The organism is Tessaracoccus flavus, from assembly GCF_001997295.1.
GTDB lineage: Bacteria > Actinomycetota > Actinomycetes > Propionibacteriales > Propionibacteriaceae > Arachnia > Arachnia flava.
In genome coordinates, this window is the sequence record NZ_CP019605.1 from 2,325,447 (window position 1) to 2,342,789 (window position 17,343).

A 17,343-nucleotide genomic window follows, 5' to 3' on the forward strand; every position below is an offset into this window, starting at 1 on the left:
AACGCTAGGCGTTCCAGTTTCCGGGGCTGGGTCAGCAACGTTTCGGCCGTGCAACAAGGGACTCACGCGACGGTGACCCGGTCCAGTGAGCGCGAGCCGCCGGCCTCGCCGAGGGCGCTCACGAGACGGCACACATCGGAGGTGCAGCTCCCGCAGCCGGTCGACGCCCGGGTGGCGTTCGCCACGGCCTCAGCGGTGTCCGCGCCGGCAGCCACGGCGGCCGTGATCGCCGACTTCGTCACCGCGTTGCAGCGGCACACGACGGCCGTCTCCGGCAGGTCGACCACGGAGGCGGGTGCGGACGCCCCGGCCAACGGCCTCGCGAGGAGGGCGGCAGGGTCGTCCGGCACCGGTGTCCGGGAGTCGAATGCGACGGTGAGATCAGCCGCCACCTGGGGGTCGCCGACGCAGGTCGCACCCACCAGGAGACCGTCAGCCACGGCCAATCGGACGCGTCGACGCCCGGCCGGGTCGGTCAGGCTGAGCACTCTCGCGGCGCCCGGGGTGAACTCGTCGTCGGGGAACTCGCCCATGGTGACGGCCTCGAGTCCTTCCGCCTTGACCCGGAAGACTCCGCCGTCCGCGCCGAGCACGGGCCGCGGGCGCGAGCGGCCGCTGATCCGTTCGGCGAGGTGGTGCGCCAGCACTCGAGCCTGCTCCCAGCCGGGGCCGACCAGACCCGAACAGCCGCGCGGCGTGCGGGCGCAGTCGCCGATGGCGTAGATGGCCGGGTCGTCGGTGCGGCACGAGTCGTTGACCAGGATGCCGTTGCGCACCCCGAGGTCCGCCTCCTCGGCGAGACGGGTCCGGGGCCGCACGCCGATCGCCACGAGCAGCAGGTCGGCCGGGATGTGCCGCTCGTCGGTCAGCCGGACGGAGGCCAGCGTGCCGTCGCGTCGGCGTTCCACCCCGGAGACGCGGACGTCCACGAGGGTGGTGATGCCCAGGTCGGCCAGACCGGCACGGACGACGGCTCCGCTGTCGGCGTCGAACTGCCGGTCCAGCGGGGTGGAGCCGCGGTGGACGACGGTGACCTCGCTCCCGGCGGCGGCCAGGGCAACGGCGGCCTCGACGCCGAGCACACCACCTCCCATGACCACGACGCGGGCGCCTTCCTCGGCGGCGGACCGGACGCGGTGCGCGTCGTCCCAGGTGCGGAGGGCGGCCACCCCGGGCAGGGGATTCCCGTCCGCCCCGACCACGCCGTCGACGGTGGGGAACACGGGGTCTGCGCCGAGCGCAAGGACGAGGGTGTCGAAGGGGTGCTCCTCGCCGGTGGAATCGACGACGACTCCCCGGAGGCGGTCGATGGTGGCTGCCCGGCGTCCCCGCAGCAGCCGCACGCCTGGGGTCTCGGGGAGGGTGAGGCCCGCCAGGTCCGACCGGCCGAGGAGGACGTCGGGCAGCAGGATCCGGTTGTAGGCGGGGTGCGGCTCATCGCCGAGCACCGTGGTCCGGGTCCCCTCGAGCCGGTGGGCGGCCAGGTCGGCGAGGAACCGGTGGCCCACCATGCCATGGCCGACGACGACGATCCTGTGACTCATGCCGCGCCCCTGATCGCTTCGAGCCGCACGGCGGCCACCTTGAGTTCGGGCATCCCCGAGATCGGGTCGGTGGCGGCGTTGGTGACCCGGTTCACGGCACCGGCGTCCGGGTAGTGGAAGGGCATGAAGACGGTGTCGAGGCGGATGCCCTCGGTGAGACGGGCCACGGCCTCGCAGCTGCCTCGACGGGAGTGCACCGCCACGCGGTCACCGGCGCCAATGCCGAGTCGTCCGGCCAGCAGCGGGTGCAGCTCCACGTAGGCCTCGGGTTCGACGTCGGCGAGCGCGGGGACGCGACGCGTCTGGGCACCGGACTGGTAGTGCTGCAACACGCGCCCGGTCACCAGGTAGAGGGGCAGCTCCGGGGTCAGGGCGTCATCGGGGGGTGCCTGGTCCACGGGGTGGAGAACCGCCCGCCCGTCGGGGGTGGCGAACCTGTCCAGGAACACGCGTGGCGTCCCGGGATGGTCGGGCGCCGGGCACGGCCAGTACAACGCCTCGCCGTCGCGCAGCCGGGCGTGGCTGAAGCCCGAGTAGTCGGCGACGCCCCCCGCGCTGGCGCGGGCCAGCTCGTCGAACACCACGGCAGGGTCTGGGCTGAACGGGATGGGGCTGCCGAGTCGCTCCGCCAGGTCGCTCCACACCTCCAGTTCGGTGCGGACACCGACCGGTGGTTCAGTGGCCTGCGCCCGGAGCAGCAGGCGACCCTCGAGGTTGGTCATGGTGCCGGTCTCCTCCGCCCATTGCGTCACGGGGAGGACGACGTCGGCCATGGCAGCCGTCTCCGACAGCACGAAGTCGCTGACCACGAGCAGGTCGAGCGCACCGAGCCGTTCCGTCAGTCTCAGGACGTCGGGGAGGCTGACGACGGGGTTGGCGCCGTGGACCAGCATGGCGCGCGGGCCGCCCGGCGTGGCCAGGGACTCGAACAGCGCCACCGCCGGAAGGCCGGGGCCCGGGAGGCTGTCCGGGTCGATCCCCCAGACCTCGGCCACGTGGGCCCGCGCGGCAGGGTCCGAGATCGACCGGTAGCCGGGCAGCTGATCGGCCTTGAGCCCGTGCTCACGCCCGCCCTGGCCGTTGCCCTGCCCGGTGAGGCAGCCGTAACCCGACCCGACACGTCCGGGGAGGCCGAGGCACAGGGCCAGGTTGACCGCCGCGGTGACGGTGTCTGTGCCGTGGGCGTGCTGCTCCGCCCCGCGCCCGGTCAGCACGTATGCCCCGCGACCGCCCCGGGCAGGGCTGGCGGCCGCAAGCAGGCGGGCCGCCCTCCGGATGTCCGCCACCGGGACTCCGGTGACGCGCTCGACCCGTTCCGGCCACCAGGCGGCCATGCTGGCCCGCAGCTCGTCGACGCCCGACGCCCGCTCGGCGAGATAGTCCCGGTCGACCAGACCTTCGGTCCACAGGATCTGGGTGAGCCCGAGGAGCAACACCAGGTCCGTTCCGGGCAGCGGGCTCAGGTGCAGTCCCCGACCGTCGCTGGTGAGGGCCGCCGTCGGAGTCCGGCGGGGATCGACGACGATCAGCCCGCCGCCCTCCTGTGTCCCTGCCAGGTGCGTCACGAACGGCGGCATCGTCTCGGCCGGGTTGGAGCCGACCAGGACGATGGCGTCCGCGCCGTCGAGGTCGGTCAGCGGGAATGGCAGTCCCCGATCCAGACCGAAAGCGCGTCGCCCACCCGCGGCCGCCGACGACATGCAGAACCGACCGTTGTAGTCGATGTTCGGCGTGGCCAGCGCCACCCGCGCGAAGCGGCCCAGCTGGTACGCCTTCTCGTTGGTCAGCCCGCCTCCACCGAACACGGCCACCGACTCCGGGCCATGATCGGCACGCAGCCGGAGCAGGGTGTCGGCGACGAAGCTGAGCGCCGTGTCCCAATCGGTGGGGACCAGTTCGTCGTCGCGGCGGATCAGAGGACTGGTCAGCCGGTCCGGCGTCGTCAGCACCTCCGCCGCTGTCCAGCCCTTCTGGCAGAGCCGGCCCCGGTTGGTGGGGAACTCGAGCGGGGTGATCGTCGGAGTCGCGCCGCGGGTCCCCGTCGGAGCCACTTCCATGGCGCACTGGAGGGCGCAGTAGGGGCAGTGGGTGGCGGTCACGGCTATACCCTCAGCTCGGCAAGGCGCGAACCGCGGCGCAGGTAGGTGAACCAGGTGACCCCGAGCATCACGAGGTAGACGGCCACCATCACCCACAGTGCCGACTGCAGGTTCCCGGTCAACGTCCTCGAGAGAGCGAAGCCCTGCGGAATGAGGAACCCGCCGAAGGCCCCCACCGCCCCCGCTATGCCGATGCACCCCGCTGCCGCGCGACCCGCGGCGACCAGGGACATCGGGTCGCTCGCTGACGTGCCGGAGAACACCGCCGGGATCATCCGGTAGACCGATCCGTTCCCGATGCCGGTGAACACGAACAGCCACAGGAACGAGAGGAAGAAGATCGGGAAGGACTGTTCCTGCAGGCCGATGATGGCGCCCACGGCGCCCACCGCCATCGCGACGAACGAGACGCAGGTCACCAGCGCTCCGCCGAGGCGATCGGATAGGTGCCCGCCCAACGGCCGCGACACGGAGCCGACGAGTGCCCCCAGGAAGGCCAGCGAGAGCGTCACCGTCGGGAAGAGGTTGTTCAGCAACGTCGGGAACGTGGCCGAGTAGCCGATGAACGAACCGAAGGTGCCGATGTAGATGAACGACAGGATCCACGTGTGAGGGTGCCGCAGTGCCACGGCATAGGCGCGGGGATCAGACTTCGCGTTGGACAGGTTGTCCATGCCCCGCCAGGCCAGCACGGCCGCGAGCAGCGCCAGGGGAATGAACATCAGGCCCGCACGGTCAAGGCTGAGTCCGGCACCCAGCGTGATCACGATCGGCACGGCCAGCTGGACCGCTGCGGTGCCGACGTTGCCGCCTGCCGCGTTGAGTCCGAGGGCGGCCCCCTTCTCCTTCGCGGGGAAGAAGAAGGAGATGTTGGCCATCGATGAGGCGAAGTTGCCTCCGCCCACACCTGCCAACGCGGCGATGCCCATCAGGACGCCGAAGGGAAGCTCGGGGTGGTTGACGGCCCAGGCCAGGGTTCCAGCGGGCAGCAGGAGGAGCAGCGCGGAGACCACCGTCCAGTTGCGGCCCCCGAAGCGCGGCACCGCGAACGTGTACGGCAGTCGGAGCGTGGCGCCCACCAGGGCCGGCGTCGAGACCAGCCAGAACATCTGGTTGACGCTGAGGTCGAACCCGACGCCGTTGAGCTGCGGCACCACGATGCTCCACAACGCCCAGACGGCGAAGCCGAGGAACTCGGCGAAGATCGACAGCACGAGGTTGCGCCGGGCGATGGGGCGCCCGACGGACCCCCACTGGACCGGGTTCTCCGGGTCCCAGCCGTCGATCCACCGGCCGGGACGGTGGGTCAGCTCGACGGCGGTGGCCCGCTGGGTCGGCGGGTGGATGCGCGTGGTGGTCATGGTCGCTCCTTCAGTTCTCTCTCGATCACGGAATACCTGAGCGACGCTGCTCGTGATCGAACCTAGGAGGCTGGTGTGACGACGGATGACGCAGGCGGTAACGGCCCTGTCACTGCTTCCTCACGCGCACGGCCACCACGCTGTGAGAAAGCTGATGGAGCGCATTCGAACCTCTCACCCGGCATTCGAACATACGTAAGAAAAACTGTCAGTGGTGGGTCCTAGTGTGGAAGACATGGATCAGGAGGCGCGCCAGACCGCGGAGCAATTGCGCACCGTGGACGAGTTGCGCCGGTTCGCCGAGGCCCACACCATCACATTGATGTGTGACTTGGCGGAGCAGTACCAGGTCCATTACAGCGATGTCGTGGAGGTGCTGGCCGAGCGGAGGGTGGTGGTCGGGGGTATCGGCAGTCCGGCGGTGTCGGAGTTCATCGGGTTGGAGTTGGCCGGGTTGCTACGGTGTCCGCCGATCGTCGCGGCCTCCAAGCTCGCCGAAGCCCTGAACCTGAGGCACCGCCACCCGCGGTTGTTTGCGGCCATGCAGCAGTTGAAGGTTGAAGCCGCCAGAGCGTGCAAGGCCGCTGACCTGTGCTCCGACCTCCCGGTTGACGTCGCCGAGCTGGTGACCGACGAATGGGTCGGCAAACAGGAGGCCCTGGGATGGACCGCAGCGCTCAACCTGTTGAAGAGGCTGATCGTGGAGGCGGACCCGGCCCGTGCGGCCGACAAGGAACGACGCCGCCGGGCCGAGCGGGGTGTGTACGTATGGGGCCTCCACGAGGGTGCCATGAACCTCACCGGCTGTCTGGACGTGCTGGACGCCCGCTACCTGGATGCTGCGGTGGACCGGGTGGCGGACATCCTGGCTGCCCACCAACCCGGCCAGTCGAAGTCCGCGTTGCGGGCCAAAGCCCTCGGCGTACTGGCCAACCCCGCCTATGCGCTGGCACTGCTCCAGCAGGCCGCCCAGCCAGGGCTCACCGACCCCGACCCGGATCAGGCACCCAGCGCTCCTGGCGCCCAGCGGCATGACCCGCATTGCCTCGGAGCGCTGTGTGGGACGATCACCACCCCACTGGCGAACCTCCGGCCTCGACTGGAGTTGGCCGTCCACGTCCACACCGACGCCGTTGGGCGGCTCACCGGGTCAGCGCGGATCGACAAGGCGGGCCACATCACCACCGCCCTGCTCGCCCAACTGCTGCCCGACGTCGCCGTCACCGTTCAGCCGGTCATCGACCTGGCCGAGGTCCCCGCCGAGGACCGCTACGTGCCATCGGTGAGGTTGCGGAAGGCGTTGATGCTGACGCTCGACCACGAAGTGTTCCCCTATTCCCACAAGCGAGCTGCGGGTTTGGACCTGGACCACACCCAACCCTTCACCCCCGGACAGCGTCATCAAACCAGGATCGGCAACCTCGCGCCACTCACCCGACGCACCCACCGCGCGAAGACCGCGCAGGCCTGGAGGGTCCGACAACCCAGCCCCGGAAAGCTCAACTGGACCAGCCCCCTCGGGTTCGCCTACGAAGTCACCACCAGCGGCACCCGCATGCTCAGACCGCTGTATCCACCATCACGAGCGTCATACGACACGGGGTCTCGGCAACCAACGCATGGGACGCCCCAGGCGCGAGATAGATGATGTCGCCCTCCCCCATCGTGTGCTCGGCGCCGTCGACCGTGAACCGCATCCGCCCGGTCACGAGCTGGACCACCACTGCGCGGGGCGACGAGTGCTCGGTCAGCATCTCCCCCGCGTCGAACGTGAACTGGACCACTCGCATGAGGTCGTTGTTGACCAGCACGCGTGATGTCGTCGACTCGGGCACAACCGGCAGGGCGCCGGCCAGGTCCAGGTGGGCGGAGGATCCGGTGACTGGGGTGGTTTTCGCCATGCAGTGAGCCTACGGCGGCCAGGCCTACGGGACTAGGGAAGACCCCGAATGGGCGGGCGTGCCCCTAACCTCGAACCATGGGACACCCGTTGATGTTCGACGACGAGGATCCGATCCTGGATCGGGTCCGTGAGACCGCCTTGGCCCTTCCCGGCGCCGCCGAGAAGGTCAGCCACGGCCGCCCGGCCTTCTTCACCACGAAGGTCTTCGCCTACTACGGCGGTTCCATCAAGATCGACGGGGCCTACGAGCAGCACGACCAGTCACTCGTGGTGCATCCCGACGAGGAGGAGGTCCGGTCCCTCACGGAGGAGGATCGGTGCTACCGGCCGGCCTATCTGGGGCCCAGCGGCTGGATCGGGGTCGACCTGGACGACAAGACTGACTGGACAGAAGTGAGCGAGCTGATCGAGGCCTCGTACCGGATGACCGCCAGCGCCCGACTCATCGCCGAACTCGACGCGCGATGATCTGGGCGATCGATCCCTGATCAGCTCCCCGGGTAGGAGTCGAACCTACTTCGCTAATCCTGATTCAAAGTCAGGCGGGCCCTACCGAAAGACCAACCGGGGAACGGCCTCGAAAGGCCAGACCCGAGTCTAGCCCGGCCACTCAGCACCGGCCACTCAGCCTCACCATGCGGCGGCGCCGAGACTTCCGCCAGTCACGGCCCAGTACGGGCTGAAAGTGGCATCAGTCCCCGGGAATCGGAGGTCACGCCTCGGAGTTATCCACGAAGTGCCATTCATCTGGGAAACCCCGGGCGCCGCGACCGACAGTGCAGGCACACTGGCACCGACGAAGGGCAGGCAAGATGACCAGGACGCGATGCTTCGGGACGGGCGACGAACTGTACGAGGCCTACCACGACGAGGAGTGGGGCCGCCCCTTTGGGGACTCGCCGGACGAACGAGAGCTCTTCGAACGGCTGTGTCTGGAGGGCTTCCAGGCGGGGCTGAGCTGGCTCACTGTCTTGCGGAAGCGGGAGGCTTTCCGTGAGGTGTTCGAGGGTTTCGAACCGGCCGTCGTCGCTCGGTTCGAGGACGACGACGTCGAGCGCCTCATGGGAGACCCGCGCATCATCCGCAACCGCGCCAAGATCCTGGCCGCCGTCGGCAACGCCCGGGCGCTGCTGGCCATGCACTCCGACGGCGAGCGGCTTGGAGACCTGATCGCGCAGCACGCGCCACCACCGCGAGAGCGCCCTCCGGCAAACGCAGACGAGGTGCCCGGCAGCACTGCGGAGACCGAGGCGCTCAGCCGGGAGCTGAAGAAGAAAGGATTCCGCTTCGTGGGTCCGACGACGCTGTACGCGCTGATGCAGGCGTCGGGGCTCGTCGACGACCACGTCGAGGGCTGCTGGCTCGCCGAAGCGTGACGTCGGCTCCCCACCAACGAGGGAGCAGCGCCTCCATGTGCTCGAAGACAAACGTGACACAATGACGGACGTGTCCACACGTCAGCCTGCCCGCGCCCGCCGATCGCGCACCCGGATGACTGCTGCGGAGCGCCGAGAGCAGTTGATCGGGATCGCCCGGGAGCTGTTCGCCGAGCGCGGCTTCGAGGGCACGTCGGTCGAGGAGATCGCAGCCCGGGCGGGGGTGTCCAAGCCTGTCGTGTACGAGCACTTCGGCGGCAAGGAAGGGGCCTACGCTGTCGTCGTCGACCGCGAGACCCAGACGCTGCACAATGCCATCCGCGCCGCTCTCACCACGCCGGAAGCCGGTTCCCGGGAGTTGCTGGAGCGCGGGGCGATGGCCCTTCTCGACTACATCGACCGGTGCCCCGACGGCTTCAGGATCCTGTCGCGCGACTCGTCGCTCGGCCATCCGACCGGCACGTTCGCGTCCATCCTCAACGACATCACCGTCCAGGTCGAAGACCTCCTCGGGTTGCAGTTCCAGCGGACGGGCCACGATCCGGCCCTGGCACGGCTTTACGCCCAGGCGCTCGTCGGTCTCGTGGCGCAGACAGGGCAGCAGTGGCTGGACCATCGCGACCCTCCCAAGGAAGTGGTGGCGCGGCACGTGATCAACCTCGCCTGGAACGGCATGGCCCACCTGCAACCCGACCCGCAGTTGGTCATCGAGACCATCGACAAAAGGCGGACTGAAGACTCCGCGTAACAGTCGCGCGAAAGTCGACGCAACCGTTTCCCGCAACCCGGGCGTATGGAGGGTAGGGATCGGCCACGGTGGCCGGTCACCGAGCGAAAGGGAAACCACCATGAAGCTCGCGCCCCGTCTCGCCGCCCTCGCAGCGGCAGCAGCCATCGCCTTCACTGGCCTCACGACGCAGTCAGCCAGAGCTGCCGACGCCGACGTCTACACCACTCCCGGGGGTCACCTCGTCAACGGTCGTCTCTGGAAGACCGATTGCGAGATGTACTCGTCCAACGTCGTGCGCTGCCGCACGGAGATCTACGCCAAGACCGTCGTCCGCCAGGGAGGCAGCTACACCACCGCGTACCGCTGGGCGTTCAACAACCTCACCTACCTGCCGTCACATCGCAGCCAGTGGGCGGACAATCCGTTGGCGAAGACCGGCACCTTCACCTCCCAGGGTCGCCAATGGCGCACCGAGTGCGACACCCCGGCAACGGGCTCGGGCGCGTGCCGGTCGTACATCAAGACGACCTTCGTCGCCTACGAGGGCGGGAAGTACGTCACCAAGAACGAGTTCGTGTTCAACAACCTCGTCCGCTTCGCCCAGGGATCGATCGCACCGGTAACCACCATCCCGGCGCACGTGATCGACCAGTCCCGGCTCGACTTCAACGGGCTCGGCCCCGTGAAGATCGGCACCAAGTTCAGCGACCTCGGGCTGCTGGGCTACGCCGACTACGTCACCTCCGACGTGTGCGAACCCCGCTGGCGGGTGTCGAACTTCCTCAAGACACGAGGAATCGACCCCAGCGACGGGGACCGCAACTCGAGCGTCTGGTACGTGAGCCTCACCAAGCCCGGAGCGAAGACTGTCGCCGGCGCAGAGGTCGGCATGACCGTCGGTCAGATCAAGGCGCTGTACGGCAGCTCGTTCACGGTGGTCCCCAAGACCAACTACGGCGAGACGCAGTACTTCGGCTCCGTTCGCGACGGCGGCCGCGAGCTCCTCTTCCGCGCCGCAGGGGCGGGTGGTAGCTACGCTCCCGACCGCGCCTTGGTGAACTCCGACGTCATCGTCGAGATCCGTGCCTGGAACTTCGCCGACGACGTCAGCTACGACAGCTGCTGATCTCATCAACCTCGGGCCCCGTTGCTACGGCAACGGGGCCCGACCTGGTCCCTGAGCTTGTCGAAGGGTAACTGCCCTCGCCCCGTCGCCTGGGTAGGCAGCGACCGTCGCCCTCACCTGGAAGTGGTCTTCTCACTACCCACTCTGAAAGGGTCAGTTTGGCGACACGCGCGACCATAGTGGTCGTACATGTCTCTGAATGGCACCTTTCGGGACGTGCCCCCCTTCCCTCATGGGGAGCGAGGCACGAGCGACGGCCTCCACCGTCGCCCTGAGTAGGGAGCGAGGCACGAGCGACGTCCTCCACCGTCGCCCTGAGTAGGGAGCGAGGCACGAGCGACCGTATCGAAGGGCATGTCCCTAGGCCCGCTGACCAGGGATAGCGGTCATCTCACGAGCCCTTCGATACCCGGCCGTTCGTCCCTCACGGCCCCTACTCAGGGAGACGTGAAGCAGGCAGCCGTTCGTCCCTCACGGCCCCTACTCAGGGAGACGTGAAGCAGGCGACCGCCACTGAGTGAGGGCGGCGACCACGCCACGGTCGTAACCCTTCGACAAGCTCAGGGACCAGATCGACAAGCTCAGGGACCAGATCGACAAGCTCAGGGGCCGGCGGTTGTGGCGGTCAGTAGGCGGCGGAGGAAGTCAGCCAACTGCTCCCGCTCCTCGTCCGGCCAGCCGTCTAGCAGAGACTCCTCCACCTCCACCAGCGTGGCGAGGGCCGCGTCGACGAGCGCGAGCCCGGCGTCGGTCAGCGAGACCAACACTCCCCTGCCATCGGCCGGGTCGGGGTCGCGCGTGACGGCACCCCGTGCCACGAGGCGGTCCACGCGATTGGTCATCGTGCCGGAGGTGACGTGCGTCTCGCGAAGGAGCTGGCCGGGCGAGAGCTGGTAGGGAGCACCGGCGCGGCGAAGGGCCGCGAGCACGTCGAACTCCCATCCCTCGATCCCGTGTTCGCTGAACGCCCGCTTGCGGTGGCCGTCCAGGACGGCGGAGAGTCGGCTGATGCGCGACCACACGTGCATGGGCCCCAGCGCCAGGTCAGCCCGTTCGCGTCCCCACGCACTGACGACGTGGTCAACCTCGTCGGCCATCACAACACCTGCGCCCCGGCGACAGGCCCATGGGCGCGCCGCACCGCCCGAACACCGCTGAAGACACCGAGCGCCTCGGCCAGCTCAGCCGCATGGCCGTCGGACCCGGCCAGGAAGGCGCACGTCGGCCCCGAGCCACTCACGATCGCGCCCAGCGCACCGGCCTCCAGTCCGATCTTGAGGGTGTGGGCAAGGGTCGGCTGCAGCGAGATGGCGGCCTCCTCGAGGTCGTTGATGAGCGCGGCCCCCACTTTGTGGGCGTCCCCGACGCGCAGGCCCTCCAGCAGCTCTGCCGGGATCTCGGTGGGCCGGGGGGCGCTGATGCGGTCGAACTCCTTGAACACCGCTGGAGTCGAGAGCCCCGCGTGGGACAGGGCGAAGGTCCAGTGGTAGGTCCCGTCGGTGAGCACGGGGGTGAGGTCGACGCCGCGTCCCGTGCCGATCGCGGTGCCGCCCATGAGGAGGAATGGTACGTCGGACCCGAGCGCCGCTGCCAGGTCGTGCAGCTGGGAGCGGGTGGCGCCGAGATCCCACAGCGCGTTGCAGGCGACGAGCACTGCCGCGGCGTCGGCGGAACCGCCCGCCATGCCGCCTGCCACGGGGATCCGCTTGCGGATGACCATGCTGACACCGACGTCAGTGCGTTCGAAGTGCCGCGCCAGAAGCTTGGCCGCCCGGATCGCCAGGTTGCCGTCGTCGGTGGGGAGGAACGCGGCCCCCTCCCCCAGAAAACTGAGGCGGAACTGCCCGGGCAGGGCGGTGGTTGCGCGCACCTCGTCGCCCAGAGAGACGGCTTGGAAAACGGTGCCCAACTCGTGGAAACCCTGCTCGTCGGTCCCACCGACCCGCAGGGCGAGGTTCACCTTCGCGGGCACCCGGACCCGGACGGAGTTCGTCACGCCCCGAACCTACCGCACGACGGCGGGGTGCGGCGCGACGCCGATCCTCAGGTGAGCTGTTCGGCGATCGACGCGAACCCCGCCACGTCCAGCATCTCGCCCCTCAGCGTCGGATCCACACCGGCTGCGGTGATGGCCTCTGCGGCCGCCGCGGCCGAGCCGAACAGTCCGCCCAGCGCCGCACGCAGCATCTTGCGCCGCTGCGAGAACGCCGCGTCGATCACCGCGAACGTGGCCTCCCGGGACGCGCTCGTGGCCGGAGGGTCGCGCCGGTCAATGCGGACCAGCCCGGAGTCGACGTTGGGCACCGGCCAGAACACCTTGGGCGGCACCGTCCCCACCCGCGCTGTCTGGGCGTACCAGGCGGTCTTCGCGCTCGGCACACCGTAGACCTTGCTGCCGGGAGGGGCGACGAGACGGTCGGCCACCTCCAACTGCACCATGACCAGGCCTGTCTGCCATCCGGGGTAGAGCTCCAGCATGCGCAGCAGCACTGGCACTGACACGTTGTACGGCAGGTTCGCCACCAGCGCCGTCGGGGCGCCGCCCGGCAACTCCTCGACGCGCAGCGCGTCGGCGGCGACGACGCGGAGCCGACCAGCAGCCTCCTCGCCCATCCGATCCTGCACCGTCCGCTCAAGCCGCTCGGCCAGCCGCTCCTCGATCTCGACGGCGACCACCTCGGCCCCGGTCTCCAGCAGTCCCAGTGTCAGCGAGCCCAGCCCGGGCCCGATCTCCAGCACCACGTCCGACGCCCCGACCCCCGACAGGGCGACGATGCGCCGCACAGTGTTGGGGTCGACGACGAAGTTCTGGCCCCGCTGCTTCGTCGGCTTGAGGTCCAGTTCGGCGGCGATGCGCCGAACCGAGTTCGGATCGAGCAGCCCCAGCTCAGGCATCGGAGCCCCACTCCCCGTAGGCGGCCAGCGTGTTGGTCACGAGCTGGTCGCAGAACTCCGCGAGATCGACGTCGAGGAGGTCCGCGAGGAACCGGACCGTGTGCGGCAGGAGGTAGGGCGCGTTGGGGCGCCCCCGCTCCGGCTTGGGCGTCAGATACGGCGCATCGGTCTCCACCATGATTCGGTCCATGGGGGTGGCCAGCGCAGCTTCGCGCAGGTTGTCGGCCGAGCCGAACGTCACCACACCGGGGAAGGACAGGTAGGCGCCACGCTGCAGGCACTGCGCCGCGAAGTCGGCGTCCCCCGAGAAGCAGTGCATGACGAAACCGTCGGGCGCGCCCTCGGAGTCGAGCACGCGGAGGATGTCGTCGTGGGCATCCCGGTCGTGGATCATGAGCGTCTTGCCGTGGTCCTTCGCCCACCCGATGTGCCGCCGAAACGCCTTCTCCTGCGCCGCCCTCGCCTCGGGTTCGCGGGTCCGGTAGTAGTCGAGTCCGGTCTCCCCCACCGAGACGACGCGGGGATGCGACACGAGCTCCTCGATGGCCGCAAGCTCCGAGTTCAGGCGGCCCTCCCCACCCTTGAGGTAGGCGCGCGCCGCGTCGTTGGGGTGGAGCGCGACGGCCACCGCCACCGACGGATGCGCGCTGGCGATCTCGACGGCCGCGCGTGCCGAGGCGACGTCGCAGCCCACCTCGATGATCCTCGTCACCCCGACCGAGGCAGCGAGTTCGATGGAGGCGCCGACGTCGAGACCCGAGTACTCGAGGGTCGACGTGAGGTGGGTGTGGTTGTCGATGACCGGTCGGGGCAACGGATCGGGCAGCCGGGGCAGGCCGTCGGGCAGATTCACTTCTTCTCCTTGTCCGCCAGTGCCGCAGCGTACAGCTGCTTGCGGTTGGCGCCCGTCACCGCGGCCACGTCCGCCACCGCCGCGGAGAGCTTCGCGCCCCCCGCGATGGCGTCGCGCACCAGCGCCAGCGCCTCGTCCGGGCTCGTCGACGACGGCGGCGCACCCTCGACGACCACCGTCACCTCCCCGCGCACACCATCAGCGGCCCACGCGGCGAGGTCGGCCAGCCCGTCGCGGACCACCTCCTCGTACGGCTTGGTCAGTTCGCGGCAGACGGCCCCGCGGCGGTCGGCTCCGAGCTCCGCGGCGGCGTCGGTGAGGAAGTCGGCCAGCCGGTGCGGGGCCTCGAAGAACACCATGGTCCGCTCCTCCCTGGCGAGGGCGGCCAGGCGGCGTCGGCGCTCTCCCGACTTCCGGGGCAGGAACCCCTCGAAACAGAACCGGTCGACCGGGAGCCCCGAGACGGCCAGCGCGGTGAGGACCGCCGACGGGCCCGGCACGGCGGTCACGCGGAGCCCCGCCTCGACGCAGGCGACGACGAGGCGGTAGCCGGGGTCGCTGACCGACGGCATGCCGGCGTCGGTCACGAGCACGACGCGCTGGCCCTCGTCGATCGCCCGCACCAGCTCGGGAGTGCGGGAGGCCTCGTTGCCCTCGAAATAGCTGACGACCTTCGCCGTCGTCTCCACGCCGAGCCGGCGGGTGAGCGTCAGGAACTTCCTCGTGTCCTCGGCAGCGATGACGTCGGCGGAGCTGAGGGTCTCTCGGAGCGTGGTGCTCGCGTCCGTGGACGACCCGATGGGGGTGCCAGCGAGGATCAGGGCTCCGCAGTGCATGCGGTCAGCCTAGTGCGCGCCGGCGAGCCGCACCGCGAGGCGTGAGCGACACTGCCGTCTAGACTGCCCCTTGTGCTGACGACCCTCCACGCGCTCGACGACGGCCGCCTCCGTGACCGCACGGTCGGGTGGGTGGTGACGATCGCGATAACCCTCATGGCGTTCGCGCTGCGGGTGTGGAACGTCGGGTATCCGGCCAAGATCCTCTTCGACGAGACGTACTACGCCAAGGAGGCGTGGGGCATCCTCCACTCCGGCTACGAGCGGAAATGGGGCGAGGACGCCAATGCGCAGATCGCGGAGGGCGACCTGTCGGGCTTCCTGGACGCGCCCTCCTATGTGGTCCATCCCCCGCTGGGGAAGATGCTCATCGCGCTCGGCGAGTGGGGCTTCGGGATGACCCCGTTCGGGTGGCGCATCTCCGCCGTGGTCTTCGGCACCCTCCTGGTCTTCTTTACGATCCGGTTGGCTCGTCGGCTGTCGCGGTCCACGCTCGTCGGCGCGATGGCCGGCCTGATCCTCACCTTCGACGGGTTGGCGTTCGTGATGAGCCGGCTCGCGCTGCTCGACGTCTTCCAGGCGACCTTCGCCGTCGCGGCTGTCTCGGCGCTGGTCGCCGATCGGGACTGGTTCAGGCACAAGCTCGCCGACCATCTCCGCTCGATCGGCGAGCCGGACCTCGGTGGACGCTTCGGCCCGCTGCTCCTGTGGCGGCCGTGGAGGGTACTTGCCGGGGTACTGTTCGGTGCGTCCTGCGCAGTGAAGTGGAACTCGATCTTCATGGTCGCCGCGTTTGGCATCCTCGTCGTCTTCTGGGACCTGGGGGCTCGGCGCCTCGCCGGGGCCGGGCGGAAGCAGTGGTGGTCGCTCGCCATCGACGCCCCCGCCGCCTTCGTGCAACTGGTGGTGGTCGCCGTCCCCGTCTACATCGCCTCATGGTTCCGCTGGTTGACCACCGACGGCGGCTACTACCGCCAGTGGGGCGTCGAGAATCCAGACGATCCCGTCGTGCAACGGGTCGGCGCCGCGCTGGGGGCGCTCTGGCACTACCACCACGAGGCGTACAACTTCCACACCGGCGAGAAGATGATGCAGGAGGCCACCCACCCCTACGAGGCGCACCCCGCCGGGTGGCTCTTCATGATCCGGCCGATCGGCATCGAGGCGGTCAACGGCATCGAGCCCGGCACGGACGGCTGCGACGCCGTCGGCACCACATGTCTGCGGATCATCTCGGCCATGGGCACTCCGTTGCTGTGGTGGTTCGCGGCGGCGGCCATCGCTGCGGCTGTGGTGTGGTGGATCCTGGGCCGGGACTGGCGGTTCGGTGTGCCCCTGCTCGGCATCGCCTCGACGTATCTGCCCTGGTTCCGCTACGCGGACCGTCCGCTGTTCTTCTTCTACGCGATCATGATCATCCCGTTCAGCGCCACGGTGCTGGCCATGGCGCTGGGCAAAATCTTGGGGCCCGTCGGACATCCGCGCAGACGGCTCCGAGCAATGGCGGTGGGCATCGTCCTGGCCCTCATCATCCTCAACTTCGCGTTCATCTACCCGATCCTGACCGCCGACCTCCTCACCAAGCCCGCCTGGATGCTGCGCATGTGGCTGGGCAACGCCTGGATTTAGGCCCGCTCCCTCTTCGCGGGCTGGGCAGCGGGGAGTTGAGCAAATGAGATGGGTCGCGCTAAGCAAACACTGTTATCCCGGCGTGTCGCGACGTTGACCCTTCTCACTTGCTCAACTCCTCCCGCTCCCAGCAACCCGGTCCGACCAGTCGGACTGCGCGTTTTCGCCCTAGCTGTGGGCTCCCCGAGTGATCCGCGCGAGGATGGCAGGCGAACCTGTCACTTCGATGCAGGTTGGTCAAGGATGTCCAGAATTACGAAATCGTTGGTCGCTGGCCTGTCGGCCGCGCTGATCGCGTCGACGGCGGTGGTGACCGGCCTGATGGCGCCGCAGGCCGCCGCCGCGCCGCAGACCGAACAAGACGCGCTCGTGCTGCGCTACACCGCGCCGGCACCGCTCAACCGCTGGCAGGAGCAGGCCCTCCCCATTGGCAACGGGGCGCTGGGCGCGTCCATCTTCGGCCAGGTCACCAACGACGAGGTGTTCCTCAACGAGAAGACGCTGTGGACCGGCGGCCCGGGCGTCGACGGCTACCGGTACGGTAACTACCCCGAGAGCGAGATCGAACAGCGCAGGGCCAACCTCGAGCAGGTGCGCGACACGATCAACGAGAACGGCTCGATGACGGCCGGTGCGGTCGCCAACCTGCTGGGACAGCCGAAGCTCGGCTACGGCTCCTACCAGTCGTTCGGCCGCCTTCAGTTCGCGTTCGACAACGGCGCTGGCACCGCGACCGGGTACGAGCGCTCGCTCGACATCGACAACTCGATCGCCAAGGTGACCTACACCGTCGGGCAGACCACGTTCACCCGCGAGTACTTCGCCTCCTACCCGGACAACGTCATCGTGAGCGGAGCATTGCGGCCAATGCCGGGGTCGGCTCGGGGTGCGGCTGGGGGCCAGATCAGGACCCCCCCGATGTGGGTGGTCGGCCGTCTGCGTAGCCTCAGGGTGGCAGCCCAGGAGGCGAAGTGACCAGGTCATCTCAATT

The 17,343-nt window shown here is 69.2% G+C and carries 16 protein-coding genes and 1 tRNA gene; 7 read left to right on the forward strand and 10 right to left on the reverse strand.

Features of this window, described 5'->3' with window-relative positions:
* Positions 1-62 precede the first annotated feature (62 nt).
* Genes RPIT_RS10800 through RPIT_RS10810 form a run of 3 tightly spaced genes read right to left on the reverse strand, consistent with a single transcriptional unit; the run spans position 63 to position 5,004 of the window.
* Positions 63-1,544, reverse strand: a complete 1,482-nt coding sequence (locus RPIT_RS10800; protein ID WP_077343107.1) for an FAD-dependent oxidoreductase — start codon at positions 1,542-1,544, stop codon at positions 63-65.
* Complete coding sequence (locus RPIT_RS10805) at positions 1,541-3,643, reverse strand: molybdopterin oxidoreductase family protein (protein ID WP_077343109.1); 2,103 nt, start codon at positions 3,641-3,643, stop codon at positions 1,541-1,543. Before RPIT_RS10805 ends, RPIT_RS10800 begins: the two co-directional genes overlap by 4 nt.
* Positions 3,644-3,645: 2 nt before the next feature.
* Positions 3,646-5,004, reverse strand: coding sequence for an MFS transporter (locus RPIT_RS10810; RefSeq protein ID WP_077343111.1), 1,359 nt, complete (start codon positions 5,002-5,004; stop codon positions 3,646-3,648).
* A gap of 235 nt (positions 5,005-5,239) precedes the next feature.
* On the opposite strand from RPIT_RS10810, the gene RPIT_RS10815 reads away from it, so the two are divergent.
* A complete protein-coding gene (locus RPIT_RS10815; RefSeq protein ID WP_077343113.1) occupies positions 5,240-6,652 on the forward strand; it encodes a 13E12 repeat family protein in 1,413 nt (470 codons plus the stop codon).
* Here the strand turns inward: RPIT_RS10815 and RPIT_RS10820 are convergent.
* Complete coding sequence (locus RPIT_RS10820; protein WP_077343115.1) at positions 6,564-6,905, reverse strand: cupin domain-containing protein; 342 nt, start codon at positions 6,903-6,905, stop codon at positions 6,564-6,566. The genes RPIT_RS10815 and RPIT_RS10820 overlap by 89 nt on opposite strands.
* 77 nt (positions 6,906-6,982) lie before the next feature.
* Between RPIT_RS10820 and RPIT_RS10825 the strand changes: the two genes are divergently transcribed.
* On the forward strand, positions 6,983-7,375 hold the full coding sequence (locus RPIT_RS10825) for an MmcQ/YjbR family DNA-binding protein (protein ID WP_169835157.1): 393 nt from the start codon (positions 6,983-6,985) through the stop codon (positions 7,373-7,375).
* Between the two features lie 24 nt (positions 7,376-7,399).
* Here the strand turns inward: RPIT_RS10825 and RPIT_RS15045 are convergent.
* A tRNA-Gln gene (locus RPIT_RS15045) sits at positions 7,400-7,478 on the reverse strand.
* A 241-nt stretch (positions 7,479-7,719) separates the two neighbouring features.
* Here RPIT_RS15045 and RPIT_RS10830 point away from each other — a divergent pair.
* The 3 genes from RPIT_RS10830 to RPIT_RS10840 all read left to right on the forward strand — a co-directional run bounded on the left by RPIT_RS10830 (position 7,720) and on the right by RPIT_RS10840 (position 10,139).
* On the forward strand, positions 7,720-8,283 hold the full coding sequence (locus tag RPIT_RS10830) for a DNA-3-methyladenine glycosylase I (protein ID WP_077343119.1): 564 nt from the start codon (positions 7,720-7,722) through the stop codon (positions 8,281-8,283).
* A gap of 115 nt (positions 8,284-8,398) precedes the next feature.
* Positions 8,399-9,031 (forward strand): TetR/AcrR family transcriptional regulator, encoded by a 633-nt coding sequence (locus tag RPIT_RS10835; protein ID WP_418361384.1) that lies wholly within the window; start codon positions 8,399-8,401, stop codon positions 9,029-9,031.
* Between the two features lie 100 nt (positions 9,032-9,131).
* Positions 9,132-10,139, forward strand: a complete 1,008-nt coding sequence (locus RPIT_RS10840; protein WP_077343123.1) for a hypothetical protein — start codon at positions 9,132-9,134, stop codon at positions 10,137-10,139.
* A 602-nt stretch (positions 10,140-10,741) separates the two neighbouring features.
* On the opposite strand, the gene RPIT_RS10845 is transcribed toward RPIT_RS10840, so the two are convergent.
* The 5 genes from RPIT_RS10845 to rsmI are packed head-to-tail and all read right to left on the reverse strand — an operon-like array spanning position 10,742 to position 14,723.
* Entirely contained in the window at positions 10,742-11,236 is a 495-nt protein-coding gene (locus RPIT_RS10845) for a MarR family winged helix-turn-helix transcriptional regulator (RefSeq protein WP_077343125.1), read from the reverse strand.
* Positions 11,236-12,135: a 4-(cytidine 5'-diphospho)-2-C-methyl-D-erythritol kinase gene (locus RPIT_RS10850; protein ID WP_077343127.1), complete on the reverse strand. Its 900-nt coding sequence runs from the start codon at positions 12,133-12,135 to the stop codon at positions 11,236-11,238. Before RPIT_RS10850 ends, RPIT_RS10845 begins: the two co-directional genes overlap by 1 nt.
* A 47-nt stretch (positions 12,136-12,182) precedes the next feature.
* The gene (gene rsmA, locus RPIT_RS10855) at positions 12,183-13,034 is read right to left on the reverse strand and encodes a 16S rRNA (adenine(1518)-N(6)/adenine(1519)-N(6))-dimethyltransferase RsmA (RefSeq protein ID WP_077343129.1); all 852 of its coding nucleotides are present in this window, start codon (positions 13,032-13,034) and stop codon (positions 12,183-12,185) included.
* Positions 13,027-13,887 carry a TatD family hydrolase gene (locus tag RPIT_RS10860; protein ID WP_077343131.1) on the reverse strand — a complete coding sequence of 287 codons (861 nt, stop codon included), beginning with the start codon at positions 13,885-13,887 and terminating at the stop codon, positions 13,027-13,029. The genes rsmA and RPIT_RS10860 overlap by 8 nt, the downstream gene beginning before the upstream one ends.
* Positions 13,884-14,723, reverse strand: coding sequence for a 16S rRNA (cytidine(1402)-2'-O)-methyltransferase (rsmI, locus tag RPIT_RS10865; protein ID WP_077343133.1), 840 nt, complete (start codon positions 14,721-14,723; stop codon positions 13,884-13,886). The genes RPIT_RS10860 and rsmI overlap by 4 nt, the downstream gene beginning before the upstream one ends.
* 156 nt (positions 14,724-14,879) lie before the next feature.
* Between rsmI and RPIT_RS10870 the strand changes: the two genes are divergently transcribed.
* Positions 14,880-16,352 (forward strand): dolichyl-phosphate-mannose--protein mannosyltransferase, encoded by a 1,473-nt coding sequence (locus RPIT_RS10870; protein ID WP_077344309.1) that lies wholly within the window; start codon positions 14,880-14,882, stop codon positions 16,350-16,352.
* A 243-nt stretch (positions 16,353-16,595) separates the two neighbouring features.
* Positions 16,596-17,327, forward strand: coding sequence for a glycoside hydrolase N-terminal domain-containing protein (locus RPIT_RS10875; RefSeq protein WP_162274543.1), 732 nt, complete (start codon positions 16,596-16,598; stop codon positions 17,325-17,327).
* Positions 17,328-17,343 lie beyond the last annotated feature (16 nt).

Coding starts and splice junctions, on each gene's coding strand:
- RPIT_RS10800 (WP_077343107.1), bottom strand. CDS start 1,544: ATGAGTCACAGGATCGTCGTCGTCGGCCATGGCATGGTGGGCCACCGG.
- RPIT_RS10810 (WP_077343111.1), bottom strand. CDS start 5,004: ATGACCACCACGCGCATCCACCCGCCGACCCAGCGGGCCACCGCCGTC.
- RPIT_RS10815 (WP_077343113.1), top strand. CDS start 5,240: ATGGATCAGGAGGCGCGCCAGACCGCGGAGCAATTGCGCACCGTGGAC.
- RPIT_RS10820 (WP_077343115.1), bottom strand. CDS start 6,905: ATGGCGAAAACCACCCCAGTCACCGGATCCTCCGCCCACCTGGACCTG.
- RPIT_RS10825 (WP_169835157.1), top strand. CDS start 6,983: ATGGGACACCCGTTGATGTTCGACGACGAGGATCCGATCCTGGATCGG.
- RPIT_RS10830 (WP_077343119.1), top strand. CDS start 7,720: ATGACCAGGACGCGATGCTTCGGGACGGGCGACGAACTGTACGAGGCC.
- RPIT_RS10835 (WP_418361384.1), top strand. CDS start 8,399: ATGACTGCTGCGGAGCGCCGAGAGCAGTTGATCGGGATCGCCCGGGAG.
- RPIT_RS10840 (WP_077343123.1), top strand. CDS start 9,132: ATGAAGCTCGCGCCCCGTCTCGCCGCCCTCGCAGCGGCAGCAGCCATC.
- RPIT_RS10845 (WP_077343125.1), bottom strand. CDS start 11,236: ATGGCCGACGAGGTTGACCACGTCGTCAGTGCGTGGGGACGCGAACGG.
- rsmA (WP_077343129.1), bottom strand. CDS start 13,034: ATGCCTGAGCTGGGGCTGCTCGATCCGAACTCGGTTCGGCGCATCGCC.
- rsmI (WP_077343133.1), bottom strand. CDS start 14,723: ATGCACTGCGGAGCCCTGATCCTCGCTGGCACCCCCATCGGGTCGTCC.
- RPIT_RS10870 (WP_077344309.1), top strand. CDS start 14,880: ATGGCGTTCGCGCTGCGGGTGTGGAACGTCGGGTATCCGGCCAAGATC.
- RPIT_RS10875 (WP_162274543.1), top strand. CDS start 16,596: ATGTCCAGAATTACGAAATCGTTGGTCGCTGGCCTGTCGGCCGCGCTG.